Origin of the sequence: Carboxylicivirga taeanensis (assembly GCF_051851475.1) — a bacterium.
In the GTDB taxonomy this organism is placed as follows: domain Bacteria; phylum Bacteroidota; class Bacteroidia; order Bacteroidales; family Marinilabiliaceae; genus Carboxylicivirga; species Carboxylicivirga taeanensis.
Genome location: NZ_JBPUSJ010000007.1, coordinates 87,967 through 111,079, shown reverse-complemented (window position 1 = coordinate 111,079; position 23,113 = coordinate 87,967). Strand labels below are relative to the sequence as shown.

Genomic DNA, 23,113 nt, shown 5'->3' with positions numbered 1-23,113 from the left:
TTTAAGAAGTAGGACCTAATTTTTAAACCATGCAGAAGCGCTTATTTATTTTTTGTACGTTATTATTTCTTTGTATCTGTGCATATTCGCAGGTAGGAAGAGAGTTTTGGTTTGTAGCCCCGGATGTTACTTATGAGCATGGAGATGAACCGATTGTTTTCAGGGTTACCGCTATTGATACCGATGCGAATGTAACGGTAAGCATGCCTGCTGATGGCGGAAGAGTCATTGAAAATATACGAATTAGTGCTCAAACTCAGGAGCGCATCGATCTGAGTAAGGACATGGTTGAGAACAGGCCTTCTGACCGGATTAATAATAAAGGCATTCTGATCACCTCAGATGCCGATATCTCGGTGTACTACGAGGTGGCCAATGGCGTTAACCCCGACAAATTTACCCTTAAAGGTAGTAATGGGTTAGGAACAGAGTTTTACGTCCCTTCACAAAATACCTATCAAAATAAGCCGCACCGGCAAATTGCTGATGAAAAGGTCGATATTGTTGCAACCGAGGATAATACCACGATAACAATTGTGCCAACAGAGACGGTTGTTGGGCATGCTGCTAATGTGGCCTATACCATTACATTGAACCGAGGTCAAACTTACTGTATTGAGAACAGGAACGATTCTTCTCCAGTCTCTTCCTTAGCTGGTACCTACATTTCTTCTGACAAGGATATTGCCGTAACTATTAGTGACGACAGTATTTGGCAGGGAGAAGGTTTTGGTCCGTATGATCTGATCGGTGATCAGTTAATTCCAACATCAGTGATTGGCACAGAATATATAGCGGTTAATACCAACCCCGATGAGCGTACTATAAATAAGGTATATGTACTGGCCACCCAAGATGATACCTATGTTACGCTTATTTACCAGTCCCGAACCATGGTGAAGCACCTGAACAGGGGTGAGCAGCTTGATTTGGATATAGAAGGGAATGCCTTGTACATTAAAGCAGATAAGCCCATCTATGCCTATCAATTAGGTAGCCTTTGGAACCGAAGTGGTAATGAGATGGGAAGTGCTATTCTGCCAAGTGTCAACTGTACCGGTTCGCGTACTGTTAGTTTTGTGAGAACATTTACACTCGAGTTTTGGGTACAGCTTCTAACGCAAGAACAAAACCTGAATGCCTTTGTATTCAGAGATCAAAACGGAAACGTCTTAAACGATCTGGATGCTGTTGAATGGAAAAAGGTGGAGGGTACCGATGGTGGTTCACCTGAACAAACCTGGTACAGTGGTATTATTCAGTTAGATATCACTACGGGATCGCCACATACCATTGAAAATACCAGTGGCCTGTTTCATATGAGTATCTTAGATGAAAATCAAGGAAGTACGAGTTATGGTTACTTTTCGTCATATGGGCAGTTGCGTCTGGAAGGACCAACGCAGGAGTGTCATGGAAATCAGATTGTATTGAGCACGACAGAGCCAATGAAGAGCTATAATTGGTTTTCTGAGCATACAGGAGAAACCGTTCTGTCAACAGCTCCAACATTTGCAGTGAGTGAGTCAGGAACTTATTGGGTAACGGCTGAAGTTAACTTTGGAGGTTGTGTACAAACCGATAGTATTGAGGTGGAGTTTTTGTTGCCCGAATTTGATTTGGGACCTGATACGATTGTTTGTCCCGATGAAACCGTCTCTTTTCAGGTGCCTGATAATTTAGGTAGTTATGAGTGGTTTGATGGAACAACCGGTAATTCAACCTCGGTGGTTTTAACTGATGGAGCAACGCAAGACGTATGGTTGACCGTGACTGACGAATTAAACTGCTCTAATACGGAAAGAAAGCAAGTTACAACCCATCCACTACCAGTTATCGTTCTAAATACAAAAGAAGTGTGTGCAGGTGAGCGCATCGTAGCCGATGATACCGACATTGTTCGTTTTGAGTGGGTACATAATGGCGAGGTGCTCAATCTAGATCAAACTCAAAACTTTATAGAACCCAAGAGATCGGGCACCTATACTCTAACCGTTTGGGGAGACGAAGGCTGTCCTGTGTCAGAGAGTTTTACTGTTCAGGTAAATGATTTGCCCGATTTTGAAATAGCAGATCAATTGGGATGTGTGGCAGCTACCACAACGGTTGATGCACCTCTTACAGGAGCCGGTTATACCTATTTGTGGTCCGATAACTCCAGCAATTCGAGTTTAGGAATTAATACGGTTGGTGATTATTGGTTAGAAATTACCGATAACAATGGTTGTACGAGTCGTGATGAATTTAATTTTGGTTTTCTGCCTCCGGCACCGTTCGATTTGGGCGAAGACAGAGAAGAGTGTGCGGGTATCACTTTAACCATTGAACAGGGAAGTGATTATTCAAATTTCGAATGGCGTTTTCAGCCAGATGGTACGGGCGTCATTGAGACTTTACCGCAGCCGACACCCGAATGGGCCTACGAAATTAGTTCAGCCAGTCCAGATGATAATGGACGTTACTATGTAACAGCTATTGATAGGGAAGGTTGTGCGGTAGCTGATGATGTGATGGTGACGTTTGTTGATGTACCTGATCCTCAATTAAACTTAAGTGAAAATTTATGTTCGGGTGAAGAGGTGACGCTATTTGTAACAAGTGGTTATGCAAATTATACCTGGTCAAAACTAGGAGTTGAGATTAGCTCAGGGATACAACACGAATTGGTTGTGGATGAGCCTGGAGTGTATGAAGTAGAGGCAACTATAAGTGGATGTACTAAAGAGAGTGCCATTACTGTTGAAGAGCATGCCAAGCCTTCTGTTAGCCTTATTGATAGAGAATACATTTGTCCCAATGATACTAAAATTATAACAGTTGAAGACTTTGTGGTTGGTGCTGGCGATTTTGCCTACCTGACTTGGAACACCTCACCACAACGGTTTAGCGATTGGACAACAGCGCGCCTGGAGGTGGATAAAGCAGGTACCTATTCGGTAGAAGCCGTTGATATTTATGGCTGTTCGGCAACCGATAATGTTACAGTAACAGAACATCCGCTGACCTCCTTAGGATTACCATCAGCCGATGAAACATGTGAAAATGTTGATATTGTATTAACAAACTCGGAAACAACAGCGCAGAAGTATGACTGGTATCGCATTACAGCTGCAAGCGATGTGCACCTCGTTACAGATGCCCCTTGGACAACTAATCAGGCAGGTTTGTATAAACTGGTTGTTACGGATGTTAACGGCTGTTTGGTGACTGATACCATGGCAATAAATACATTGCCGGTGCCTCAAATCGAGCTGGGACCCGATCGGGAAATGTGTGAGGGTGATTCTATCATCTTAAAAACCGATCCTTCATACACCAATTACCAGTGGAATGGTGATGTTAATCTTAGCTCTCCTTATATAGTTGCTACAACTAGTGGCAGATATCAGGTAGATGTTGCTAATAAGTTCGGATGTTCTGTAATGGACGATGTGCAGATTACCGTTAACCCAATACCCAGCTTTACTGTAGATGATGTTTTTGAGTGTTCGGGGCAGCTTGGTACTTTGTCAGCTCCTGCAGGTTTAACAAATTACCGTTGGTCAAATGGAGCTAATACACCATCCATCACTGTTACAAAAGGCACTTACACTTTAAGTGCCGAGACCCCAGAAGGCTGCGTAGGAACTGCCCAGGCAAAGGTCAACTGGCATCCGGTTCCCAATGTAAGTATTGGTGCCGATACGGCTATCTGTCCCATTGATGTGGTTCCGCTTGAAGCCACCGCCGGTTTCGAATATTACGAATGGCATAACGGAGATGTTGGCCGTTTTACCTACGCCAACTTTTCAGATACGGTGAATATTGTTTCGGTACGCGATGCTAATGGTTGTTGGGGCTTTGATACAAAGATGGTGCATACTTTGCCAGCGCCCGACTATGAATTAAGTCCTGACACAGCTGTGTGTATGGGTGATTCATTGTTGCTTGAAGCCGGCTACGATTATGTCGATTATCGATGGTTTGACGATAGCCGATTGCCTACCTACACAGTTAAAGAGCCTGGAGAGTATTGGGTAAGTGTGCTGGATGGTTGCTTCTGGTTGCAGGATACCACCACGGTTATATTTAATGAAACACCAGTAATTGCCACGTTGGATACACTAATATATGGTCAAATAGGAGTGTTGGCGCAAGGAGGAACAGAACCTTATGTATATGCCATCAACGATGAGGAGTGGCAAGACGAAAATGTGTTTAAAAAGTTGGAAAATGGTACTTACATTGTGCAGGTTAAGGATGTTAATGCCTGTATGGCAATGGATACGGTTCTTCTAAATACACTAGTTGATATTGATATTCCAAATTTTGTAACACCTAATAACGACGGATTCAATGATCGGTGGGAGATCGATGGAATGGAGAAGTTTCCGGATTCAATTATCAAAATTTATGATCGCTTTGGTAAGCTACTCATTGAGTACAAAGCATCAGAGCCCGGTTGGAATGGGGAGTACCTGGGTAAACCTGTTCCTTCAGATGCTTACTGGTATGTTATAGAAGTGTTGCCATTGGAGAAAATGTTGAAAGGGCATATAACGCTTAAGAGGTAGTTGGTAAGATATGAAGAGATTATTCTGTATAGCATGTTTTTTGGCAACTGTATTCTGTGTGGATGCGCAAAAATATTATATCACCAATCAGTACCTGTATGATTTATACTTAATGAATCCTGCTGGTGCGGGTTTTTATAAGGGGTGTTATGAGTTTAGCGGCTATTACCAGAAGCAGTGGTTTGGAATGGAACAGGCGCCAACTACCCAGGTTGTTAGTTTTCAGGGACCGCTTACCGAAAGCCTGGGGATTGGCACCTATTTTTATAACGATAGAAATGGTTACTATTCGGAGATGGGGTTTCAAACATCTCTCTCTTACGAAGTGATGTTTTCGAAAAAACGGAAAAGAACTGCTTCATTAACATTTGGAATGTCCATAAATGCCGAGCAAAGTTCTGTTAATCAGTCAGAGTTAACCGATGGGGCACTTCTGGATCCTATACTTACCGGAGCTAACGAGAGTGGTTGGGGCTTCAATGCCAATGCTGGCTTGTTATTTAAGTATAACGATTATCATGCCGGCTTTTCGGTAACTAATATTTTGCCACAGAATAACCCCATGTACCTGAATGAGAACGAACCAGCTTTAACTTCAGACATTCATATTCATGCCGGAACGACTTTTAAGGTGTCTGACCGCGATATTTACCTGGAGCCATTGGTGATGTATCGACGGAATATGTTGGTTGACAGTAAGGTTGATTTAAGTGTTAAGGGGTTTTTTCCAACTCCGGATCCCAATTTGTCATTTTGGGGCCTAATAAGTTACCGGCGAACTATGGACCATAATTTTGGAAAAAGCCTGGGCATGGGGGCCACCGCAGGTATACAAATTAGCAACTTTATGGTTGGCCTGGAGTATCAGGCCGGATTAACCGGGGCTCAGCTGGATTATGGGAGTGCCTATCAGCTAATTCTTAAGTACCGTATTTGCAAGGATAAATCTAAGCGATCAATCCCTTGTTCAGAGCGAGATCGTAATAAAAGGAACAAGGCGATTAGGCGATTAAAACTATAGAGCTTGTATTAACTCTATTGGATAAAGGTGTAATAATGCTATTTTTGATGACTGAGAATATCAGAATAAGGCCTCATGCGCATTTTCACAGCAATATTTCTACTTTATTTAACCTTTTCTTTTTCCCTGAAAGGACAGGAGGATGTGTATGCCTATGATGATAAAATCAAAGGATTAGAGAACACTCAAAAAAATATACCTGTACTAAATAATGACTTTGGACTATTAAGTGGCGTTACCAGTTTAATAATTGTTGATGAAGCCAGTAATGGGGTTGCCGTTGTCGAAAGTGATCATACCATTACCTTTACGCCCGATCGCTCGTTTGTTGGTACCGATAAGTTTGTTTACGAAGTGTGTAATGTGGATGGGAAATGCGGCAAGGCTACCGTATTTGTCGAAATTGAAGATTTTGATTTTATTCCTGAAGCCGTCAACGATTCAATCACCTACTTGCATGGTAACGCTATGGTCATCGATTTTCTATCCAACGATACTATCGATGGGGACGACCCCGTTACTATTACACTGCTGGGAGAGTTGGCGCAAGGTGAGTGCTACCTAAATGGTAATAATGAGTTGGAAGTGGAGTTTGAAAGACGATTTGTTGGGAAAGACTCACTTGATTACATTATTTGCGATATAGATAATGACTGTAGTCAGGCGCGGATGTATTTTGATGTGCGCCATGGTGGTGATATCGACTTTTATATACCGGAGGGCTTTTCTCCCAATGGCGATGGTATTAATGATAGGTTTTATATTCCCGATTTTTCAACTTATGAAGGTATTCGCATTGTAATAGTCGATTCGTGGGGAAGTGTGGTTTATGAAAATAACAACTACCAGAATGATTGGAATGGGATTGCTAATGCAGGAGCGAGTAATGGGAAACTGGTTTCTTCTGGGACCTATTACTATATTATTTCTGTAGATGGTATATCAGACAGAATAACCGGATTTGTGTATGTGGCTAAGTGAAAACATAAAGCATATAAAGGTTCTGCGCAGGCTATCGCTCCTGGCTGGTATCTTATTTGCCCCACAGGCCCTGATAGCGCAAGGAGATATGCTGTCGTCACAGTACATGAATTCACAGCTGATGATTAATCCGGCTTATGCTGGTGTTCGAAATGCATTTAGTATTAATGCACTATCTCGTCAGCAGTGGATGGGGGTTGATAATGCACCGTCGACCTATGCTGTAAGTATTCACTCCCCGCTAAACCGTAAAATGGCCTCATTGGGCGCCAGTGTGTTACATTATCAAAGCGGGCCTATTCAGCAAAGTGAACTCACTGCTGCCTACAGCTATCTGCTCCGTTTGAGTCATGATATGTTTGTCTCGCTTGGCATTAGTGCGCAAGTTAATCATTTTAATATCGGACTAAGTTCTTTGGATGTAATTGATAGTGATGATCCCAGCTTTAGCCAGAATGTTGAAAATGCTTTTAAACCTAATTTTGGTGCCGGAGTATTTCTGTATTCACCTCACTTTTATATCGGCCTTTCGGCGCCCAAAATTCTAAAGAGTAAACTGTCATTGGAAGAAACAGGTGGAGTTGTGCTAGAGCAATTTACTAATGCTTATCTAGCTGCGGGATATACGTTTAGCATGAATAACGACTTTTATTTGAAACCTTCCTTTCTCGGTCGCCTGAGAGCCTCAGCCAGCAGTGCATTCGATTTTAACCTGCAAATGATGTATCGAAATCTTTTCTGGGTTGGGGCTTCATACCGCACAAATAGCACGGTTGCAGCCATTCTTAATGTGCAATTGACAGAGAAACTGGCAATTGGGTATTCCTACGATTTTGCAGTGGGTGAAAAGGTTAATTTTGGGCTGGGCAGCCATGAAGTTTCGCTCACATTCGATAGCGAAGACCTAATTAGGCGCAACCGACACAGGCGTTTTAATAAGAAAAAAGTGAAAAAGAAAGAGGGGAACAAAGCCGTTCAGTCCATCCGTTCGTTCTAAAAAAAATGCCGGCTGTTATACCGGCATGAAGTTATTCCTAATTGTCATGAAATCAATCCTAGTTTTTAAGGGCAATCAGCTTTTGGCAATCAATGTCCAAATTAATTGTTGTAATACTTTCAATTTCTTTTACAGATGCTCGGTTGAAGATGTTTAAACCAGTCATCCAGGCTTCCACTTTCATTCTGTCTTCAGCATCGGCATAAAAATCAAATGATAAATCATGGTTAAATTTTTCAAGACTGGTCATCCAGGCTTCAATGGCTAGTGGCGCTTCATCTGAAGTGTTAAATGATTGCAGGTCAGTCATCCATTGTTCGATTTCCATATTGTAATCTTCAGTTTGGAAAGCGTTTAAGTCACACATCCAGCTTTCTACCTCTGAAATTTCAAATTCATCAGTTACATAGGCGTCCAAATCGGTCATCCATTGCTCTGTTTCCATGTGGTTTTCTTCAAATGTATATGCATCGAGGTCGGTCATCCATTCTTCGATATAAAGTTCAGAATCACCTTCGGAATACTCATTACTTATTGATGTTTGAGCTGTTAAGCCTAATGATAAAACCAATGTGATAAAAAATACACTTATTATTGATTTGCTGTTGATAAGTTGACTAGAAGTTTTCATGACAATTTTTTTTTAATTATTGTTGCTAATGAATTATCAATTGACGTGCCAATGATTGCAATAGGCTGAATAATAGATGTATATAGATATTAACGGAGATTTGGGTCTTTTATATTTGACCGCTCTCGTAACAAAGTGGTGTACGGAAGTGAACAGGCGATCAACTTGCTTTCTGTGTCTGCCGGTATGAGTGGCACATGCTGAATGGGGTGTTTTATAGAGCAAGCTTTCTTAATTACAATTTCAAAAAGATCGGTTGTGATGCTTCAACTATTTATCGTACTTTTGTTTGATAAAATAGAATTAAAGCTATCCGGATTGGACATGTCCTCTATTTAAGGGGTATTGGTTATAAGATAGTTAACGAAGTAATCCGGTTGTTAATAGTTATAAAATTAATCTAGATGAAAACAGCAGAAATTCATACAGAGAAGGGCATAATGAAAGTTGAGTTTTATGAGAATGATGCCCCTAATACGGTTGATAATTTTATTAAATTAGCTAAAGAGGGATTTTATGACGGGTTGACTTTTCACCGTGTAATTCCTGACTTTGTGATACAGGGTGGATGTCCGCATTCACGCGATCGAAACAGCCCTCGTGCAGGTACCGGAGGTCCTGGCTACAGTATTGATTGTGAGTTGGATGGTGATAATCAGTACCATGACAAAGGCGTGTTGTCGATGGCACATGCTGGAAGAAATACTGGCGGGTCACAGTTTTTTATTTGTCATGGACGTGAAAATACTCAGCACCTTGATCGTCAGCATACTTGTTTTGGTAAAGTAGTTGAAGGATTGGATGTAATAGACGATATTCGCCAGGGCGATGAAATAATTAAAATTGTTGTAAACGAATAGAACGCAAGGAATGAATTTTGAAATTTCAGGAAACGTTATTGTAAAAGAAGATGTTCAGGATATTAGTGCAAACTTTAAAAAGAGGGAGTTTGTAATTGAGGTGCTCAATGAGCGCAATTCAGACTGGAATGATTTTATCAAGTTTCAGTTAACTCAAGACAGATGTAACTTACTTGACCCTATTCAAGTGGGCGATCAAATTAAAGTGAACTTTAATATCCGTGGCCGTAAATGGGAAAAGGATGGACGCGTAAACTATTTTTCTAATCTTGAAGCGTGGAGAATAGAGAAGGAAGAGGCGGCATTACCGCCAGATGCATCAGCTCCTGCGTTTAACGAAGCGGATATTCCACCTGCAAGCCCCGAAGAAGATTTACCATTCTAATATATTCAAAATCCTGAACCCTGTGTTCGGGATTTTTTTATTAGTTAGTGCCTGTTTGACTGGCACAGTTCATTTATAAACGTGCAGTGATTAAGAGCAATGTTCCAGTCTTCACCTCATAATTAAACGCGACTATCAATACATGAAGCAACCAGCTAAATTTCAGTTGGGCAAAGTAAGTCTGTTGACGGTGGCCCACTTTTTTCACGATATCTATACGGCCTTTCTTGCACCTCTTTTGCCACTTCTGCGCGAGACGATGGGGATCAGCCTGACTTTTGCTGGTTTTTTATCGGTTGTGCAACGCCTGCCAACTTTACTGAATCCTTTCGTAGGGATACTGGCAGAACGCACCAAAGCCCGGTATTTTGTTATTTTCACACCGGCTCTTACGGCTGTTGCAATGAGTCTTGTACCGGTGGCGCCTAATAAGGTCACTCTGGTTATTTTAGTGCTGTTTAGCGGTATTAGTAGTTCGTTTTTTCATGTTCCTTCACCTGTAATGATGCGCAAAGTATCTGGCAGCCGGGTTGGTATGGGAATGAGTTTTTATATGGTTGGAGGAGAGTTGGCTCGTTCGGCCGGACCCGTTGCCGTGCTGGGGGCTGTTGAGTTATGGGGGCTTCAGGGTGTAACCTATTTTATACCAACAGGAGTTTTGGCTTCTACTTTGCTGTATTTTAAGTTGAAGGATATTTCAATTGCTGAGAGTGTTAAGGGGGGAGGTAGTTTAGAATACCTTAAAACATTCAAAAGCTTTTTCCCTTTAATTAGCAGTATTGCCTTGATTTTGTTTTTTAGAGCTGCAATGAAATCGGCTTTAACCTTTTATTTACCCGTCTTTTTAAAGGCTCGTGGCGAATCCCTGTGGTTTGCAGGCATTGCTCTATCTATTTTGCAGGCCGCCGGCGTGGTCGGAACTTTTTTTGCGGGTACTATGTCTGATAAAATTGGACGTCGTAATACTCTACTTATTGCAACTGTTGGCGCGCCCGTGTTATTTTATGTCTTTTTATATACCAGTGGCTGGTTGCAAATGGTTTCGTTGATTGCTACTGGTTTTTTTGTATTCGCAACCGGACCGGTTTTTCTGGCCATAGTTAACGAGTATAAAACAGCCTACAGTAATTTTGTTAATGCTGTTTTTATGACGACTACATTTCTTATCGGCGCCGTAATGGTAATGCTAGTTGGGCTAATGGGTGATTACCTTAGCCTTGAGCTAACCTACAAAATTGTAGGAGTTTTCGCTTTGTTATCGATTCCTTTTGTGTTGAAGATGCCTCGTAAATAGTGTCAGTTATAAATGCTGCCTTACATTTAAGTGCGGACTGGGTACATGTATCGTATGCTCAATAATATCATCAAGCTGCTGAATAAATGTTTCCTTGTCTCTATTAAGCCCACCTTTAAAAACCAGGTAATTGGAGGCATGATCGCTTCTGAAAACCGTGCTTTTAAGATTCAGGTTACTTAATAAGAGCCGCATCTCTTTTAACATCTCCAGCTGGGAGAGTGGTTCAAAGTGCGCCTTGGTGCGTTCCTGAAAATGCGCATAGCCAAATGGGAACGATATTACCAGTAAGGCTAATAAATCGGGTTGAATAGCATTCAGAAGCTTAGCCGAGTTGAGTGCATGGTTTTCTGTGTGTACTTTACCACCTAATCCACTCAATATCATTACCGACAGTTTGAATCCGGCATTTTTAGCTTTTAAACAGGCTTCGGTTTGCAGGGCTGCTGTTGTCCCTTTATTGATGAGTGAAAGCACATTGTCGTCTCCCGACTCCAACCCCACATAGAGCAGATCCAAGCCCGCCTCATTAATTGCCTGCAATTGTTCGCTTGTGAACTTGCTTAAAGTTCGTGTCGAAGCGTAGGTTGATATTCTATTAATCTGCGGAAGACCTTTTTTAATGCACTCAAGAACTTTTAAGATGAGTGGAAATTCCACCGAAAAAAGGTCTCCATCGCCAATAAACAATCGTTTGGCTGTAGGATGAATCTCCGAGAGAATTCTAACTTCTTTGGTAATGGTACTAAAGGGTTTAACAGAGTACTTCTTGCTGGTATACATTTCGCAAAAAGTACATTGGTTCCATTTGCATCCATGCGTTACTTGAAGAATAACTGAATTCGCCTCTGAAGGAGGACGGAATACGGGCTCGTGATAGACTAAAAACGACTCATTCATTGCCGCAAAAGTAATAAAATAGGCGACTCAATCGTGCTAATATTTTCAATAGAGAGCGGTTAATTTTAGCAGATTGAACCAATGTAATTTGTTTCTTGATGGAACTTCCTTAGACTCAGCGGAAAATTTTTTATCTGACGCCAGAAGAAAATTTAATTTTTTATGGTAACCACCTTTAAACCTCTTCAATAATGCTTCGTTTACTGTTTATTTAAGAGGTATGAAAGTTTCGTTGCCAAGCGTGACGATGTTGTTTTAGACATTTAGACGGCTCAGCTCTGCCTTCACCTTACCCAATTCTTCCTCAATTTTTTTAATTTCTTTTAGTACAAAGGAAATTTCATAACCATCGCGTATGGCCTCCTTATCAAACTTTTCCATTACGATGTAGTAGTATTTTTTACCTCTGAACTGGACTTTGAGCGATTGACTAGCATTGCGGGCAATAAAATCGACTACTCCATTGTCTTTACCATCTTTGTATTTAACTACTTCCCATGTCATTTCACCATCTTCGAAGTAGCGGTTGTTAAATCCATCTTCGGGAACAACCTCACTAAGGGCTTCGTTGCCGCTGAAATAAACTTTTATCTGGTCGTGGTAAATTCTTTCAGCACCTGTATATCGGCTTGAGATGTAAAAGTTTCCTTCTAAATCGAGGTGAGCTCTTAAGTAAACACGGCTATATGAGTTTTCGGGTTTCTGACGCTTATGAATCAGAATCTGTTTTTCACCATAGTCATCCGATACAATGAAATTCTTCATGAGTGGTTCCAGCTCGGCTTGTTTGGCGGTGAGCATACTATCGAGAAATACCAGGTTTTGGTTTTGTTCCTCAATTGTAATCTGGCGTAAGAGATCATTAGCGCGGGTAATAAATTCAATCTGATCGGGATATAGCTCTGCTATGGAGTCAATCTCCAGTTTGGCATCATTGAATTTTTTTTCGGCAAATAGCTGCTCAGCTTTATTGTATCTGGCCTTGGCTAGTTCCTGCTTATTGGGCCCACACGAAATACATAGCAATGCTGTAATTAATATGGTTGAAAATAGCTTCATATCAAATTGTGTTTTGCACCAAAAATACGAAGATTTATTCAATGCTTACAGGCCGATGTAATGAAATACGAACAAAGGCTGCGAAGGAAAGATATCGCAGCCTTTGTTATTAATGTTTTAGTTCAGCAGTTCCAGGTCTTTTACATTGACGTGTATCTGTGATTTAACTTGGCCATCTTTTGATTGATAGCCTTCGCTGCCTGGGGTACCTTCAATCAGTACTTTTTGACCTTTCTTCAGGAAATCTGCTATTTTCGTGCTCTGCTTTTCGTTCCGCCACATCGCCGCTCTCACCCATTCGGTACGTTCAACTTTTTCACCTTTAGCATTTTTGTAGTCCATCGAAACAGCTACATCAAAGTTGATGACTGTTCTGTTTCCTACCTCCTTAACCTCAGCGTCTTTGCCAAGCATTCCATTCAAAATAAGTTTCAGCATTTGTTTAGATTTAGTTATAAGAAAAAAATTATTGATAAATCTAATAAGCTTTATTTTGAATGTCAATAGCAGTAAAAACTATTGTTTAATAGTCACTGTCTGTATCTTCCTGTATCAGCTTTTTGGTTGATAATAGACCGCAAGCTGCATAGATGTCTTCTCCCCTCGATTTTCTAATGGTGGTGGTAATGCCTTTTTGTGTCAGTTTATCCCTGAACATTTCCATGGTTTTGTAGTCGCTGCCTTTTAGTGGCGAGTTAGGGATGGGGTGAAAATGAATCAGGTTTACACGGCACTTAATGCCATTAAGCAATTGAAGGAGCCCTTTGACATGCTGCGGTGAATCATTGACGCCCTTGAACATGATGTATTCGAAGGAAATTCGGCGCTGACGACCAAAGTCGTAGTCGCGTAATGCTTCCATCACTTTCTCGGCCGTATAAACATTTTCGATGGGCATTAGCTGTTTGCGCTCTTCATTGAATGGCGAGTGCAAGCTGATGGCCAGGTGGGCTTCCGACTCTTCTATAAAACGGCGCATGGCAGGTACCACGCCAATGGTGGATACATTGATGCGGCGTGGGCTCCAGGCATAGCCCCATTCAGAGGTGATGATTTCAAGGCTCTTAAGGACATTGTCGATGTTGTCCATTGGCTCGCCCATACCCATGTACACCACGTTAGTTAAAGTGTCGCGCTCAGGCAGGCTGGCTATTTGGTTCAATATCTCGCCTGTTGTCAGATTTTTTTGGAAGCCTTGTCGCGCCGTCATGCAAAACAGGCAACCCATTTTGCAGCCTACCTGCGATGAGATGCATAGTGTGTTACGATTTTCTTCTGGCAAATAGGCAGCTTCGATAAACTGATTGTTGCTGGTTTGAAACAGGTACTTTTTTGTTCCGTCTACAGACTCCTGAAAAGACTGGGGAGGGGTTAAGCCAACTTCATAATGCTCCGTGAGCTGTGTTCTGGCCTTTTTGGAGAGGTTGGTCATGTCTTCAATGGAGGTGACATGTTTTTTATACAACCAGTCGGCTATTTGCTTGGAGGTGAACGCGGGTAAACCCAACTCTGTCACACAACTCTTTAACTCACTTAGTGTTTTACCGTATAGTGCCTCTTTGCTCATCTCTAAAAATAAATTTCTGCTATAATATTGTCATAAGACACGCCTTTGGAAATCAGTATTTCTCGCACATCAATTACCATTTGCGGGCCGCCACAAAGATAGTATTTATTATTGGTTGACAGATTCGTGCTGTTTTTCAAATAGGTAGTTAGGCGCCCTTCAATAATGTGTTGCCCCGATTGGGTGGTGCAAAAGCGCAGGTAGTTGGTGCCAAGTTCTTTTTGAAATACATCCTGGAAATAGAACTTATCGATGGTGCGGGCACCATGCAGGAGCTGAATGTTTTGCGCTAAGCCCGATTCAACCAATGAAATGAAGGGTGCAATGCCGGTGCCGGTAGCAATCCAGGTTGCCGGTTGCTCTTTACACAGAAACTTACCAAAAGGCTCCGATATGTAAACAGTATCATTGATTTGCACCTTGGAAAGTGGAGGCGTTAATTCGCCATCGGGTTTAACATCAAAAAGAATACTCAGGTAAGGCCGCTGTGTGCCTGAAGCAATTGAATAGAGGCGGGGCTCATCATTGGGGTGCATAGCCAAAGCAATAACTTGGCCGGCTTGGAACTCATGCAGTTTTTCAAGTTGTATGTAGTGCACCCCTTCGGTAAGCAGCTGGTTACTGATTACCTTAACAGCGTTGAGTGCTTTTCGTTTATGCTGGTTCATCATTTATTTTTGTATGAAACACCAATGGAGAGGGATTGTTTGGAGTTGCTTGTTAAATATGATTAATGGACAGTCCATCAGTGCATTGAGAAGGTTCGTGCCTTAAATACAAACAAGATATTATTTGGCATTGAGGGGTAAGAACGACCCGTAGATATTGGTATAAAAAAGGGAGTTATCTGCTTTCAGACAACTCCCTTTTAATCGTATAATATTTAGGCTATTACTTCAAATCAATCAAAGGCTGACCCGTCATTTCCTCAGGTTGTTCAATACCCATCAAATGGAGCAATGAAGGTGCCACGTCGGCCAGGATACCGTCTTTTACTTCTCCTTTGCGCTCAGTTACCCAGATAAATGGAACAGGGTTTAGAGAGTGCGCCGTGTTTGGTGAGCCATCAGCATTTATTGCATTATCGGCATTACCGTGGTCAGCAATAATAATGGCTTCGTAACCATTGGCTTTAGCCGCTTCAACGGTAGCTTCCAAACAGTCATCAACCGCTTTAACGGCTTTCATAATTGCATCATAGTCACCGGTGTGTCCCACCATGTCGCCATTGGCATAGTTCAATGCAATAAAATCATATTTATTCTGGTTGAGCTCAGCTACAATCTTTTCTTTCACCTCATGGGCACTCATTTCAGGTTGCAGATCGTAAGTAGCTACTTTCGGAGAGTTTACCAAGATGCGGTCTTCGCCTTCGTATACTGCCTCGCGGCCGCCTGAGAAGAAGAAGGTTACGTGTGCATACTTTTCTGTTTCGGCAATACGCAGTTGCTTCAAGCCTTTGCTGGCAACTACTTCACCAATGGTATTAGTAACGTTGCTCTTGTCGAAAAGGATGTGCATACCTTTAAAAGTTGCATCATAAGGTGTCATGGTGCAATAGTGCAACGGAATGGTTTTCATACCTTGCTCAGGCATGTCTTCCTGTGTTAAAACTTGCGTAATTTCGCGAGCGCGGTCGTTGCGGAAGTTAAAGAATACCACTACATCACCTTCCTGAATAGTACCTACCTGCTTGCCATTGGCATCAACGTGGCTAACTGCTTTGATAAATTCGTCAGTTACACCTTCGGCATACGACTCGTCAATAGCAGAAAGAATATCAGAAGTCGCTTTGCCTGTTCCGTTCACCATCAAATCGTAGGCTTCTTTTACACGCTCCCAGCGCTTATCGCGATCCATTGCGTAGTAACGGCCAATCATAGAAGCTACCTGACCACCTGATTTTTCCATGTGCTGAAGCAGCTCTGACATAAAACCTTTTCCACTTCTGGGGTCAGTGTCACGGCCGTCCATGAAGGCATGCACGAACGCGCGCTCTTCAATACCGTATTCTTTGGCAATATCTAATAATTTATAAAGGTGCTCCTGGCTTGAGTGAACGCCACCTTTAGATAACAGGCCTAAGAAGTGAATTTGCTTGCCATTTTCTTTAGCATACGAATAGGCTTTAACCACTTCAGGGTTTTGAGCAATAGAACCATCGGCACATGCACGATTGATTTTTACTAAATCTTGATAGACAACGCGTCCGGCACCAATATTTAAGTGGCCAACTTCGCTGTTACCCATTTGTCCGTCAGGTAAACCTACGTTTTCACCCGAAGCTTGTAGCTTTGAGTTTGGATAATTTTTTACCAGACTATCAAAATATGGTGTTTCACCAGTGAAGATACCATCTGATTTTGAATGGTCTCCATATCCCCATCCATCAAGGATAATCAAAATCGTTTTCTTGCTCATGTGATAATATTTTAATCTTTTTCTGTTTTTACTTGATAATCGTCATACAAAACGGCGCAAAAATAGATAAATTAACAGGAAATTAAAAGGTTCCATCCTATCTATTCATCTTTATTTAACTGCCTAAAAGATAACGTGTGGTTGGGAATTAAGTTTATGACTGGCTTGGTGATAAACGTTAAAAAAATGTAATAAGTAAGTTATTTTCAGGCAATGCGAAAAAGGGCACTTGATTTCTGGCTGATTTTGGCTTGGCTATTCGCGCTCACGAGTGTATTGAGGTGCTTGTCCCCTTGGCTGAACAACGATTTCCTGCTGGCAGTTGCTGCAGATGTATATTTCGCAGCCGGTGCAACAAAAGCAGTTACAGCAGCTGCGTAACAGCTCATCTTTATTTAAGCAGGCCTTACACTGCTCGCAGGTAATTAGATTTATTTTGTCCATTACTGACCTGGAATTGGTATTGACTTATTGATGTTTACCGGGCCCATTACGAAGTGTTTGGGGCCGAGTTTTAGTTCACTGTTCAGGAGCTCGTCCCAACTCACCATTTTACCCGTGTAAGCCGATATACGTCCCATTATGGCAGTTAATGATGATTCGGCAATCTGTTGTGCTTCGTTGATTGGTTGATGAGTTCGAATGGCCGTCACCAAGTCGATGTGTTCCTGGGCAAAGGCTCGCCAGAAGAAATACCAGCGGTCGTTTTGTTGCTCCTCGGTTAAGGGGTATTTCCATCGCACTTGTCCGTGCGTGTCGAAAATGGTGTTTTCACAATTGGTGTAGCCATGTGTACCTCTGATGCTGTCACTTACATTGGTTGAGCAGCCGTTTATCTGACGGCACATGCTGTGAACATGCACATTGTTGGGGTAGATGTAATCCACACTGAAATTATCATATTGATCGCCTGTGCTGCGACGCTGGCGACTTCCAAAACCAGTGGCTCTATCGGGGTGAGCCCCTATGAACCAGTTCATCAGGTCGAGGTTGTGAATGTGTTGTTCTACGATATGGTCGCCCGAGAGCCAGCACCAGTTTACCCAGTTGCGCAACATGGCCTCCAGTTCGCTCCATTCGGCTCTGGGGTTAACGTGCCACAGCTTGCCCTGGTTGTAGTAACAATTGCCTGCCACAATTTCACCAATCGCTCCCTGCTGAATTTTTTGGTAGGTGGCCAGGTAGTCTTCCTGGTGCCGCTTAATGGTGCCAGTTACAACAGAAAGTCCCATCTCTTGGGCACGCATGCCGTTAATCAGGATGGAGCGTACCCCAACCGGATCCACCGCCACAGGTTTTTCCATAAACACATGCTTTCCTGCTTTAACGGCTGCTTCAAAATGTTGTGGTCGAAAGTAGGGTGGGGTGGCTAACAGAACGATATCCACACCCGCATCAATCACCTTTTCAAAGGCATCAAAGCCCACATAGCACCTCTCTGAATCGATTTCAATCCCTCGTTCTTTTTTAATATTGGCACGACATTTTTGTAGCTTGTCATCAAACACATCGCCTAATGCAACCAGTTCCAGCGAGGGGCCCGCATCTAAAAAATTGAGAGCAGCCCCTGTTCCGCGTGAGCCACATCCTACCAGCCCGGCTTTGAGAACGGGACCATCAGGTGCCGATTGGCGCAGAGGCTGAGCCTGGTTTTTCTGGCGACAGCTAATTGCTCCGGCTGCCAGTGTTAACCCGCCAGCCAAAAGACTTTTATTAATAAAATCGCGACGTGTATGCTTGCTCATAACTAATTGGTTTTACTGGGTTGATGGCTTAAAACGATTCTAAAGCCCACATCGTTACAATCGGAATACCACCAGATACTTTTAGGAATTTGCGGGTCGGTTTTCAGCCACTTCCGATGCTGGGTTGACTCGCGGAACGTGGGCGATAACATACTAATATCTGATTTGAAGGAGCCTCCCTTAATCACAAATTCAGGGCTGCCTGTTTCAAACTTATCAGCGCAGAACTCCTTAACATTGCCAAACAGGTGTCGGGTACCAATCGCATCGGGTTGAATTTTATCGGGTTCGAGGGTTTGTGTTTTGTTTGTATTAACCAGCTGATGGTTCAGGGGGTGATTTTTAATCGCCTCTCTGGCAGCGTGCTCCCATTCTGCTTCGCTTGGCAAACGGTAGTGTTTACCGGTTTTGTGCGATAGCCATTGGCAGTAAACAGTGGCAGCGTGGTGCGTCATGGTAATCGCCGGACGTTGGCCCAGTCCCCAGCCCTGGTCAGGATTTCCCCAGGGAGGAGTAGCGCCTGATAGGCCATCAACATCGGCATGCTCAGAACGGCCTTCTGCTTCTGTTTCTGAGAGAAATAGCAGGTATTCATCCCAACTCACTTCACTTTCGCCTATAAAAAATGCCTCAATTGATGTGGTGTCCTTGCTTTGACGTGATGGTGCTTGTACGGGCAGCATTCTAAATGAAATGTCGCTTCCCGGGATGGTTTCTGTAAAGGGTTTGAATGCTTTGATGTTGGCTGCATGTGTATAGGTGGTGTCAGTAGGGTGGTAGCTGTTAAACAAAGCGAGGTTTTGACTGGCTTTCTCCCCAGTTCCGTGCCCGACATTCAGGTGGCATTGAATGCAGTGCATGTCCTCCATGTTTTGTTGATAATGCCAATGGGCCAAATCGCCGCTTTCCGACAGACCGGTAGGGAATAGTTTTGGATGACAGTGGATACAGGCCTCCTTAAAAGTGTGTCGTCTGGCAAATTCAACCTGCGACTTTTGTTGCCAGTTAAAATCGGTGGAATCTTTAAAATAGTAGGCATGTAAATCACGCAGTCCAGCCTTGACTTTTTCTTTGTAAAAGCCCTGCTCTTTTGGGGGCAAATGGCAATCAATGCAATGAACGTTTTGCTCGCATGTGTGGTTATGAGGAGATAGTTTCCACGAGCTATAGGCATGTGTATGCGCATGGCAGCTGTTGCAATAGGCATCAGATGAGGTGTATTGGTCTGCTTTTATCATTAAAAAACTTACCAGCCCGAGCACCATGCCAGTCATTACTAATAGAACCACCCCTTTTCTCATGTTTTACTAATCTATGTACCGTTCAAAAATACTATTTATCTGCATAGAGTCTCCCACAGTATAACACCTGCAAAGGGTGTAACCCCTATTTATAATTGCAAAAGAGCCTGATTTTAATAAAACCAGACCCTTTTGTGAAATATGTAACTGTTTGTCTATTTCTTAAAATACAGGCTCAATGCTGAATTTAAATTCATAGTTCTGAGCAGGTAAAGTGTATTGCTCATATGGTGTTGCACCCCATGAGTTATCACCTGCTACCCCCATCTGCTTCAGGTCAAAAGTTAAGTAAACACCGTCCTTTTTAACGATATCATTGAGGTGTTTGAACTCCTGATGTGTTGCCTGATCGAAATCTTCAATGGGGTTGTGCAGAGCAGAGAAACCTAAGGTAGGTAATCCGCTTATTTTTAATCCCCAACCATTATTGTTTCTCAGTTCAAACCAGCGGACATCTGTTTTGTAACCATTTTCCTGCGGACGTACATAAGGAACGTATTGGTCGGCTACTTTACTTTCGTAAGCACCAACGAATGCACTTCGGTTACGGTCACAGTAATTTTCATGCGGGCCACGGCCAAAGAATTTCAGGTTATCAAATTCCACCGGCATTTCCATGCGCATGCCAAAGCGCGGCAACAGCGGAAGGTCTTCTTTTCCTAATTGAATCTGGCTTGTAACCATTACTTTGCCATTGCCCAATACTTCGTAACTAATGGTTTGGGTAGAAGCGATGGCTTCGATGGCATAGGTAACTTTCACCACTGCCTTGTAGTTGGAAACTTGTTCGGCTTGAATATCGGCTACTTTTAGCGATTGACTTGCTTCGCGCCAGATGCCCAAACGCTTAATCATGTTGCTCCCCTTATCGTTGTCGTTAGGTGCGCGCCAGAAGTTTACTTCTGGTCCGTTTTGGATCAGGCTCGTGCCATTAACCGTCCAGCTCGATATGGTTCCTGCTTTTTTGCTGAATACGATATTGAAATTTGCACCGTCAACACTGATTTCTTCATTACGATCATTCAGCTGAAGATCAGTGTATTGTTCAAAGGTTGCTAATGGGTGCACGGGCACCGGATAGCTAAACTGCTCATGAGCTACTTCAAAACCTTCTTTTAAGATAGACACACCTGTTTTCAGACGAACCGAGAAGTCGATGAAGTACTCGCAGTTGGGTTGACCTTTTACTGGTACTGCCGGAATTTCAAGTACCTTGCTATCGTGTGGATTCAGCTCTACATCAACGAATCCATGGTGAATCTCTTTCCCGTTTTCCGTGATGCTATAACGGATGTCGTAGTTATCCAGTGTGATAAAATCGTGGTAGTTAGTGATTTTATACTGACCAACAGGTAATCCCTCGTTAGAAAAACGCACGTATTGGTAGGCGTACTTAACTTCCCATAAAGAGGGCTGAGGAGTCATGTCGGGGAAAATAATGCCATTACACACAAAGTTGCCATCTGTAGGCATGTTCTCTCCATAATCACCACCATAGGTCCAGTAGGGGCGTCCTTCCTCATCGTGCTCCAGGAGTCCCTGATCAATCCAGTCCCAGATGTAGCCACCTTGCAACTGGCGGTTGCTGCGATCGTAAATCACATCCCACAAATCGGAGAGGTTCCCTGTGCTGTTGCCCATGGCATGTGAGTATTCGCTCATTATCATCGGTTTCTTTTGGTGCTTCGAAGCATATTGCTTCAGGTAGCGAACGCCAGGGTATTGAGGGCAGAAAATATCTGTATTTTCGCGCATTTCGGCACGTTCGTAATGAACAGGGCGCGATGGGTCGCGGTGTTTAATCCAGTCATAAACAGCGGTGAAGTTTTCGCCATCGCCCGCTTCATTGCCCATTGACCAAACAATGATACTTGGGTGGTTTTTGCTGCGCTCCACCATGCGAATGTTGCGATCCAGGTGTGCCTCTTTCCATTCCGGTTTTTTGGCCAGTGAGTATTTGCCGTAATACATTCCGTGCGATTCAATGTTCGCTTCATCGGTGACATACAGGCCATATTCGTCGCACAGCTCGTAGAAGCGTGGGTGTGTTGGGTAATGAGAGTTACGAACAGCATTGATGTTGAACTGTTTCATGAGTTTAATCTCCTGCAGCATGTCTGCTTCATTAACCACGTGGCCGGTTGTTTGATTATGCTCATGGCGGTTCACACCTTTTATCAGTACTTCCACCCCATTGATGTGGAAGATGTCATCAATGATTTCTACTTTTCTGAAACCGGTTTTGGTAGAAACGTATTCTTTATTGCCTTTTGCATCCTCCAGTTGCAATACCAGGGTGTATAAGTTAGGCGTTTCAGCTGTCCACTTTAAAGGATTTTCAATGTGTTTTTCAAAGTGTAGTTGAAGATTTTCTTTCTTATTGATTTTCGCATTTGCTGTTTCTTGAGCAACTATTTTATTGTTGCTGTCAAACAGTAAATAAGTGAGTTTGTAATTACCCGAACGAAGGCCTTTGGTATGATTTTTCAGGTCAACGTCCAGCTTCAAAATTCCATTGGTGTATTTTTCATCCAAATCACCTTTAACAAAGAAATCGCGCACCCGTACTTTAGGGGTTGAGTAGATAAATACATCGCGCTCAATACCACTGATGCGCCAAAAATCCTGACACTCCAGATAAGAGCCGTCACTCCAGCGATACACTTCAATGGCCACTGTGTTTTCGCCTTTCTGAAGGTATTTGGTAATGTCCCATTCCGCTTCGGTCTTGCTGCCCTGGCTATAGCCTACTTTCTGCCCGTTAATCCAAATGTAGAAGGCCGATTTAACAGCTCCAAACTGGATAAACACCTGTCGGCCATCCCAGCTTTGTGGAACGGTAAAAGTGCGGCGATAGGAGCCAACCGGGTTGTAATCGTGTGGCACTTGTCCGGGATTGGCCGGATAGATTTTTTCAACAAACTTGATTTCATCAGAAACGGGCGCTTTGTAGCTGGCAAATTCGTATTGATGGTTGCAGTAAATGGGCACGCCATAGCCTTCCAGCTCCCAGTTGGAAGGAACTTTAATATTGTCCCATTGGCTGACATCAAAAGAGGGTTTGTAAAAGTCGACTGGTCGATCGGCCGGCTTTCTCACCCAATTAAATTTCCAGGTGCCGTTAAGGCTTTTGTAAAAAGCAGATGCCTGGTGTTTTTTGGTCATGGCCTCCTTCATGTTGGCAAAAGTCATGAAAGACGCATGTGGCGCCTCTTTGTTCTGGTCAAACATTTTTGGGTTTTCCCAGTCCTTTAAATCCTTAGCCGATGCAGACCATAGGCTTGCGCAGGCTGCAAGGGCAAATACTATTAATAAGTGCTTTGTCATTGTGCTATGTTTACCGGTTTCCAATATTAACCGGACAAAATCGTTTAAACTGTGTGTATCAATAATGTGCA

The 23,113-nt window shown here is 42.8% G+C and carries 17 protein-coding genes; 7 read left to right on the top strand and 10 right to left on the bottom strand.

The genetic code is table 11. From position 1 onward, the window contains the following. Nucleotides 1-29: 29 nt before the first annotated feature. From ACSX1H_RS12210 to ACSX1H_RS12195, 4 genes are all read left to right on the top strand, one after another. Nucleotides 30-4,553: a T9SS type B sorting domain-containing protein gene (locus ACSX1H_RS12210; RefSeq protein ID WP_439184301.1), complete on the top strand. Its 4,524-nt coding sequence runs from the start codon at nt 30-32 to the stop codon at nt 4,551-4,553. A gap of 10 nt (nt 4,554-4,563) precedes the next feature. After that, nucleotides 4,564-5,574 (top strand): PorP/SprF family type IX secretion system membrane protein, encoded by a 1,011-nt coding sequence (locus ACSX1H_RS12205; protein ID WP_439184299.1) that lies wholly within the window; start codon nt 4,564-4,566, stop codon nt 5,572-5,574. A 75-nt stretch (nt 5,575-5,649) separates the two neighbouring features. Next, nucleotides 5,650-6,555 carry a T9SS type B sorting domain-containing protein gene (locus ACSX1H_RS12200; protein ID WP_439184298.1) on the top strand — a complete coding sequence of 302 codons (906 nt, stop codon included), beginning with the start codon at nt 5,650-5,652 and terminating at the stop codon, nt 6,553-6,555. Then, nucleotides 6,542-7,552: a PorP/SprF family type IX secretion system membrane protein gene (locus ACSX1H_RS12195; protein WP_439184297.1), complete on the top strand. Its 1,011-nt coding sequence runs from the start codon at nt 6,542-6,544 to the stop codon at nt 7,550-7,552. The genes ACSX1H_RS12200 and ACSX1H_RS12195 overlap by 14 nt, the downstream gene beginning before the upstream one ends. 58 nt (nt 7,553-7,610) lie before the next feature. On the opposite strand, the gene ACSX1H_RS12190 is transcribed toward ACSX1H_RS12195, so the two are convergent. Further along, a complete protein-coding gene (locus ACSX1H_RS12190; protein WP_439184295.1) occupies nt 7,611-8,183 on the bottom strand; it encodes a hypothetical protein in 573 nt (190 codons plus the stop codon). A gap of 404 nt (nt 8,184-8,587) precedes the next feature. On the opposite strand from ACSX1H_RS12190, the gene ACSX1H_RS12185 reads away from it, so the two are divergent. The 3 genes from ACSX1H_RS12185 to ACSX1H_RS12175 all read left to right on the top strand — a co-directional run bounded on the left by ACSX1H_RS12185 (nt 8,588) and on the right by ACSX1H_RS12175 (nt 10,722). After that, nucleotides 8,588-9,043 carry a peptidylprolyl isomerase gene (locus ACSX1H_RS12185; protein ID WP_439184292.1) on the top strand — a complete coding sequence of 152 codons (456 nt, stop codon included), beginning with the start codon at nt 8,588-8,590 and terminating at the stop codon, nt 9,041-9,043. Nucleotides 9,044-9,053: 10 nt separating this feature from the next. After that, entirely contained in the window at nt 9,054-9,428 is a 375-nt protein-coding gene (locus ACSX1H_RS12180) for a DUF3127 domain-containing protein (protein ID WP_439184290.1), read from the top strand. Nucleotides 9,429-9,570: 142 nt separating this feature from the next. Continuing rightward, nucleotides 9,571-10,722 (top strand): MFS transporter, encoded by a 1,152-nt coding sequence (locus ACSX1H_RS12175; RefSeq protein ID WP_439184288.1) that lies wholly within the window; start codon nt 9,571-9,573, stop codon nt 10,720-10,722. Between the two features lie 6 nt (nt 10,723-10,728). Here the strand turns inward: ACSX1H_RS12175 and ACSX1H_RS12170 are convergent, their stop codons facing one another. The 9 genes from ACSX1H_RS12170 to lacZ all read right to left on the bottom strand — a co-directional run bounded on the left by ACSX1H_RS12170 (nt 10,729) and on the right by lacZ (nt 23,042). Further along, nucleotides 10,729-11,622: a radical SAM protein gene (locus tag ACSX1H_RS12170; RefSeq protein WP_439184286.1), complete on the bottom strand. Its 894-nt coding sequence runs from the start codon at nt 11,620-11,622 to the stop codon at nt 10,729-10,731. A 255-nt stretch (nt 11,623-11,877) separates the two neighbouring features. Beyond that, entirely contained in the window at nt 11,878-12,681 is an 804-nt protein-coding gene (locus ACSX1H_RS12165; RefSeq protein WP_439184285.1) for an outer membrane protein assembly factor BamD, read from the bottom strand. 117 nt (nt 12,682-12,798) lie between these two features. Beyond that, nucleotides 12,799-13,119: a single-stranded DNA-binding protein gene (locus ACSX1H_RS12160; RefSeq protein WP_439184283.1), complete on the bottom strand. Its 321-nt coding sequence runs from the start codon at nt 13,117-13,119 to the stop codon at nt 12,799-12,801. An 85-nt stretch (nt 13,120-13,204) separates the two neighbouring features. Beyond that, nucleotides 13,205-14,248, bottom strand: coding sequence for a dual-specificity RNA methyltransferase RlmN (gene rlmN / locus ACSX1H_RS12155; protein WP_439184282.1), 1,044 nt, complete (start codon nt 14,246-14,248; stop codon nt 13,205-13,207). 2 nt (nt 14,249-14,250) lie between these two features. Beyond that, nucleotides 14,251-14,919, bottom strand: a complete 669-nt coding sequence (locus ACSX1H_RS12150) for a ferredoxin reductase domain-containing protein (protein ID WP_439184281.1) — start codon at nt 14,917-14,919, stop codon at nt 14,251-14,253. A 220-nt stretch (nt 14,920-15,139) separates the two neighbouring features. Then, nucleotides 15,140-16,669, bottom strand: coding sequence for a 2,3-bisphosphoglycerate-independent phosphoglycerate mutase (gpmI, locus tag ACSX1H_RS12145; protein ID WP_439184280.1), 1,530 nt, complete (start codon nt 16,667-16,669; stop codon nt 15,140-15,142). Between the two features lie 443 nt (nt 16,670-17,112). Then, on the bottom strand, nt 17,113-18,414 hold the full coding sequence (locus ACSX1H_RS12140; protein WP_439184278.1) for a Gfo/Idh/MocA family protein: 1,302 nt from the start codon (nt 18,412-18,414) through the stop codon (nt 17,113-17,115). A gap of 2 nt (nt 18,415-18,416) precedes the next feature. After that, nucleotides 18,417-19,715, bottom strand: coding sequence for an SUMF1/EgtB/PvdO family nonheme iron enzyme (locus ACSX1H_RS12135; protein ID WP_439184277.1), 1,299 nt, complete (start codon nt 19,713-19,715; stop codon nt 18,417-18,419). Nucleotides 19,716-19,877: 162 nt separating this feature from the next. Next, the gene (gene lacZ / locus ACSX1H_RS12130) at nt 19,878-23,042 is read right to left on the bottom strand and encodes a beta-galactosidase, LacZ type (RefSeq protein ID WP_439184275.1); all 3,165 of its coding nucleotides are present in this window, start codon (nt 23,040-23,042) and stop codon (nt 19,878-19,880) included. Between the last annotated feature and the right edge of the window lie 71 nt (nt 23,043-23,113).

Bases quoted from the DNA above. Each gene is read 5' to 3' on its own strand.
- ACSX1H_RS12210 (WP_439184301.1), top strand. From the start codon at position 30: ATGCAGAAGCGCTTATTTATTTTTTGTACGTTATTATTTCTTTGTATC.
- ACSX1H_RS12205 (WP_439184299.1), top strand. From the start codon at position 4,564: ATGAAGAGATTATTCTGTATAGCATGTTTTTTGGCAACTGTATTCTGT.
- ACSX1H_RS12200 (WP_439184298.1), top strand. From the start codon at position 5,650: ATGCGCATTTTCACAGCAATATTTCTACTTTATTTAACCTTTTCTTTT.
- ACSX1H_RS12195 (WP_439184297.1), top strand. From the start codon at position 6,542: ATGTGGCTAAGTGAAAACATAAAGCATATAAAGGTTCTGCGCAGGCTA.
- ACSX1H_RS12190 (WP_439184295.1), bottom strand. From the start codon at position 8,183: ATGAAAACTTCTAGTCAACTTATCAACAGCAAATCAATAATAAGTGTA.
- ACSX1H_RS12185 (WP_439184292.1), top strand. From the start codon at position 8,588: ATGAAAACAGCAGAAATTCATACAGAGAAGGGCATAATGAAAGTTGAG.
- ACSX1H_RS12180 (WP_439184290.1), top strand. From the start codon at position 9,054: ATGAATTTTGAAATTTCAGGAAACGTTATTGTAAAAGAAGATGTTCAG.
- ACSX1H_RS12175 (WP_439184288.1), top strand. From the start codon at position 9,571: ATGAAGCAACCAGCTAAATTTCAGTTGGGCAAAGTAAGTCTGTTGACG.
- ACSX1H_RS12170 (WP_439184286.1), bottom strand. From the start codon at position 11,622: ATGAATGAGTCGTTTTTAGTCTATCACGAGCCCGTATTCCGTCCTCCT.
- ACSX1H_RS12165 (WP_439184285.1), bottom strand. From the start codon at position 12,681: ATGAAGCTATTTTCAACCATATTAATTACAGCATTGCTATGTATTTCG.
- ACSX1H_RS12160 (WP_439184283.1), bottom strand. From the start codon at position 13,119: ATGCTGAAACTTATTTTGAATGGAATGCTTGGCAAAGACGCTGAGGTT.
- rlmN (WP_439184282.1), bottom strand. From the start codon at position 14,248: ATGAGCAAAGAGGCACTATACGGTAAAACACTAAGTGAGTTAAAGAGT.
- ACSX1H_RS12150 (WP_439184281.1), bottom strand. From the start codon at position 14,919: ATGATGAACCAGCATAAACGAAAAGCACTCAACGCTGTTAAGGTAATC.
- gpmI (WP_439184280.1), bottom strand. From the start codon at position 16,669: ATGAGCAAGAAAACGATTTTGATTATCCTTGATGGATGGGGATATGGA.
- ACSX1H_RS12140 (WP_439184278.1), bottom strand. From the start codon at position 18,414: ATGAGCAAGCATACACGTCGCGATTTTATTAATAAAAGTCTTTTGGCT.
- ACSX1H_RS12135 (WP_439184277.1), bottom strand. From the start codon at position 19,715: ATGAGAAAAGGGGTGGTTCTATTAGTAATGACTGGCATGGTGCTCGGG.
- lacZ (WP_439184275.1), bottom strand. From the start codon at position 23,042: ATGACAAAGCACTTATTAATAGTATTTGCCCTTGCAGCCTGCGCAAGC.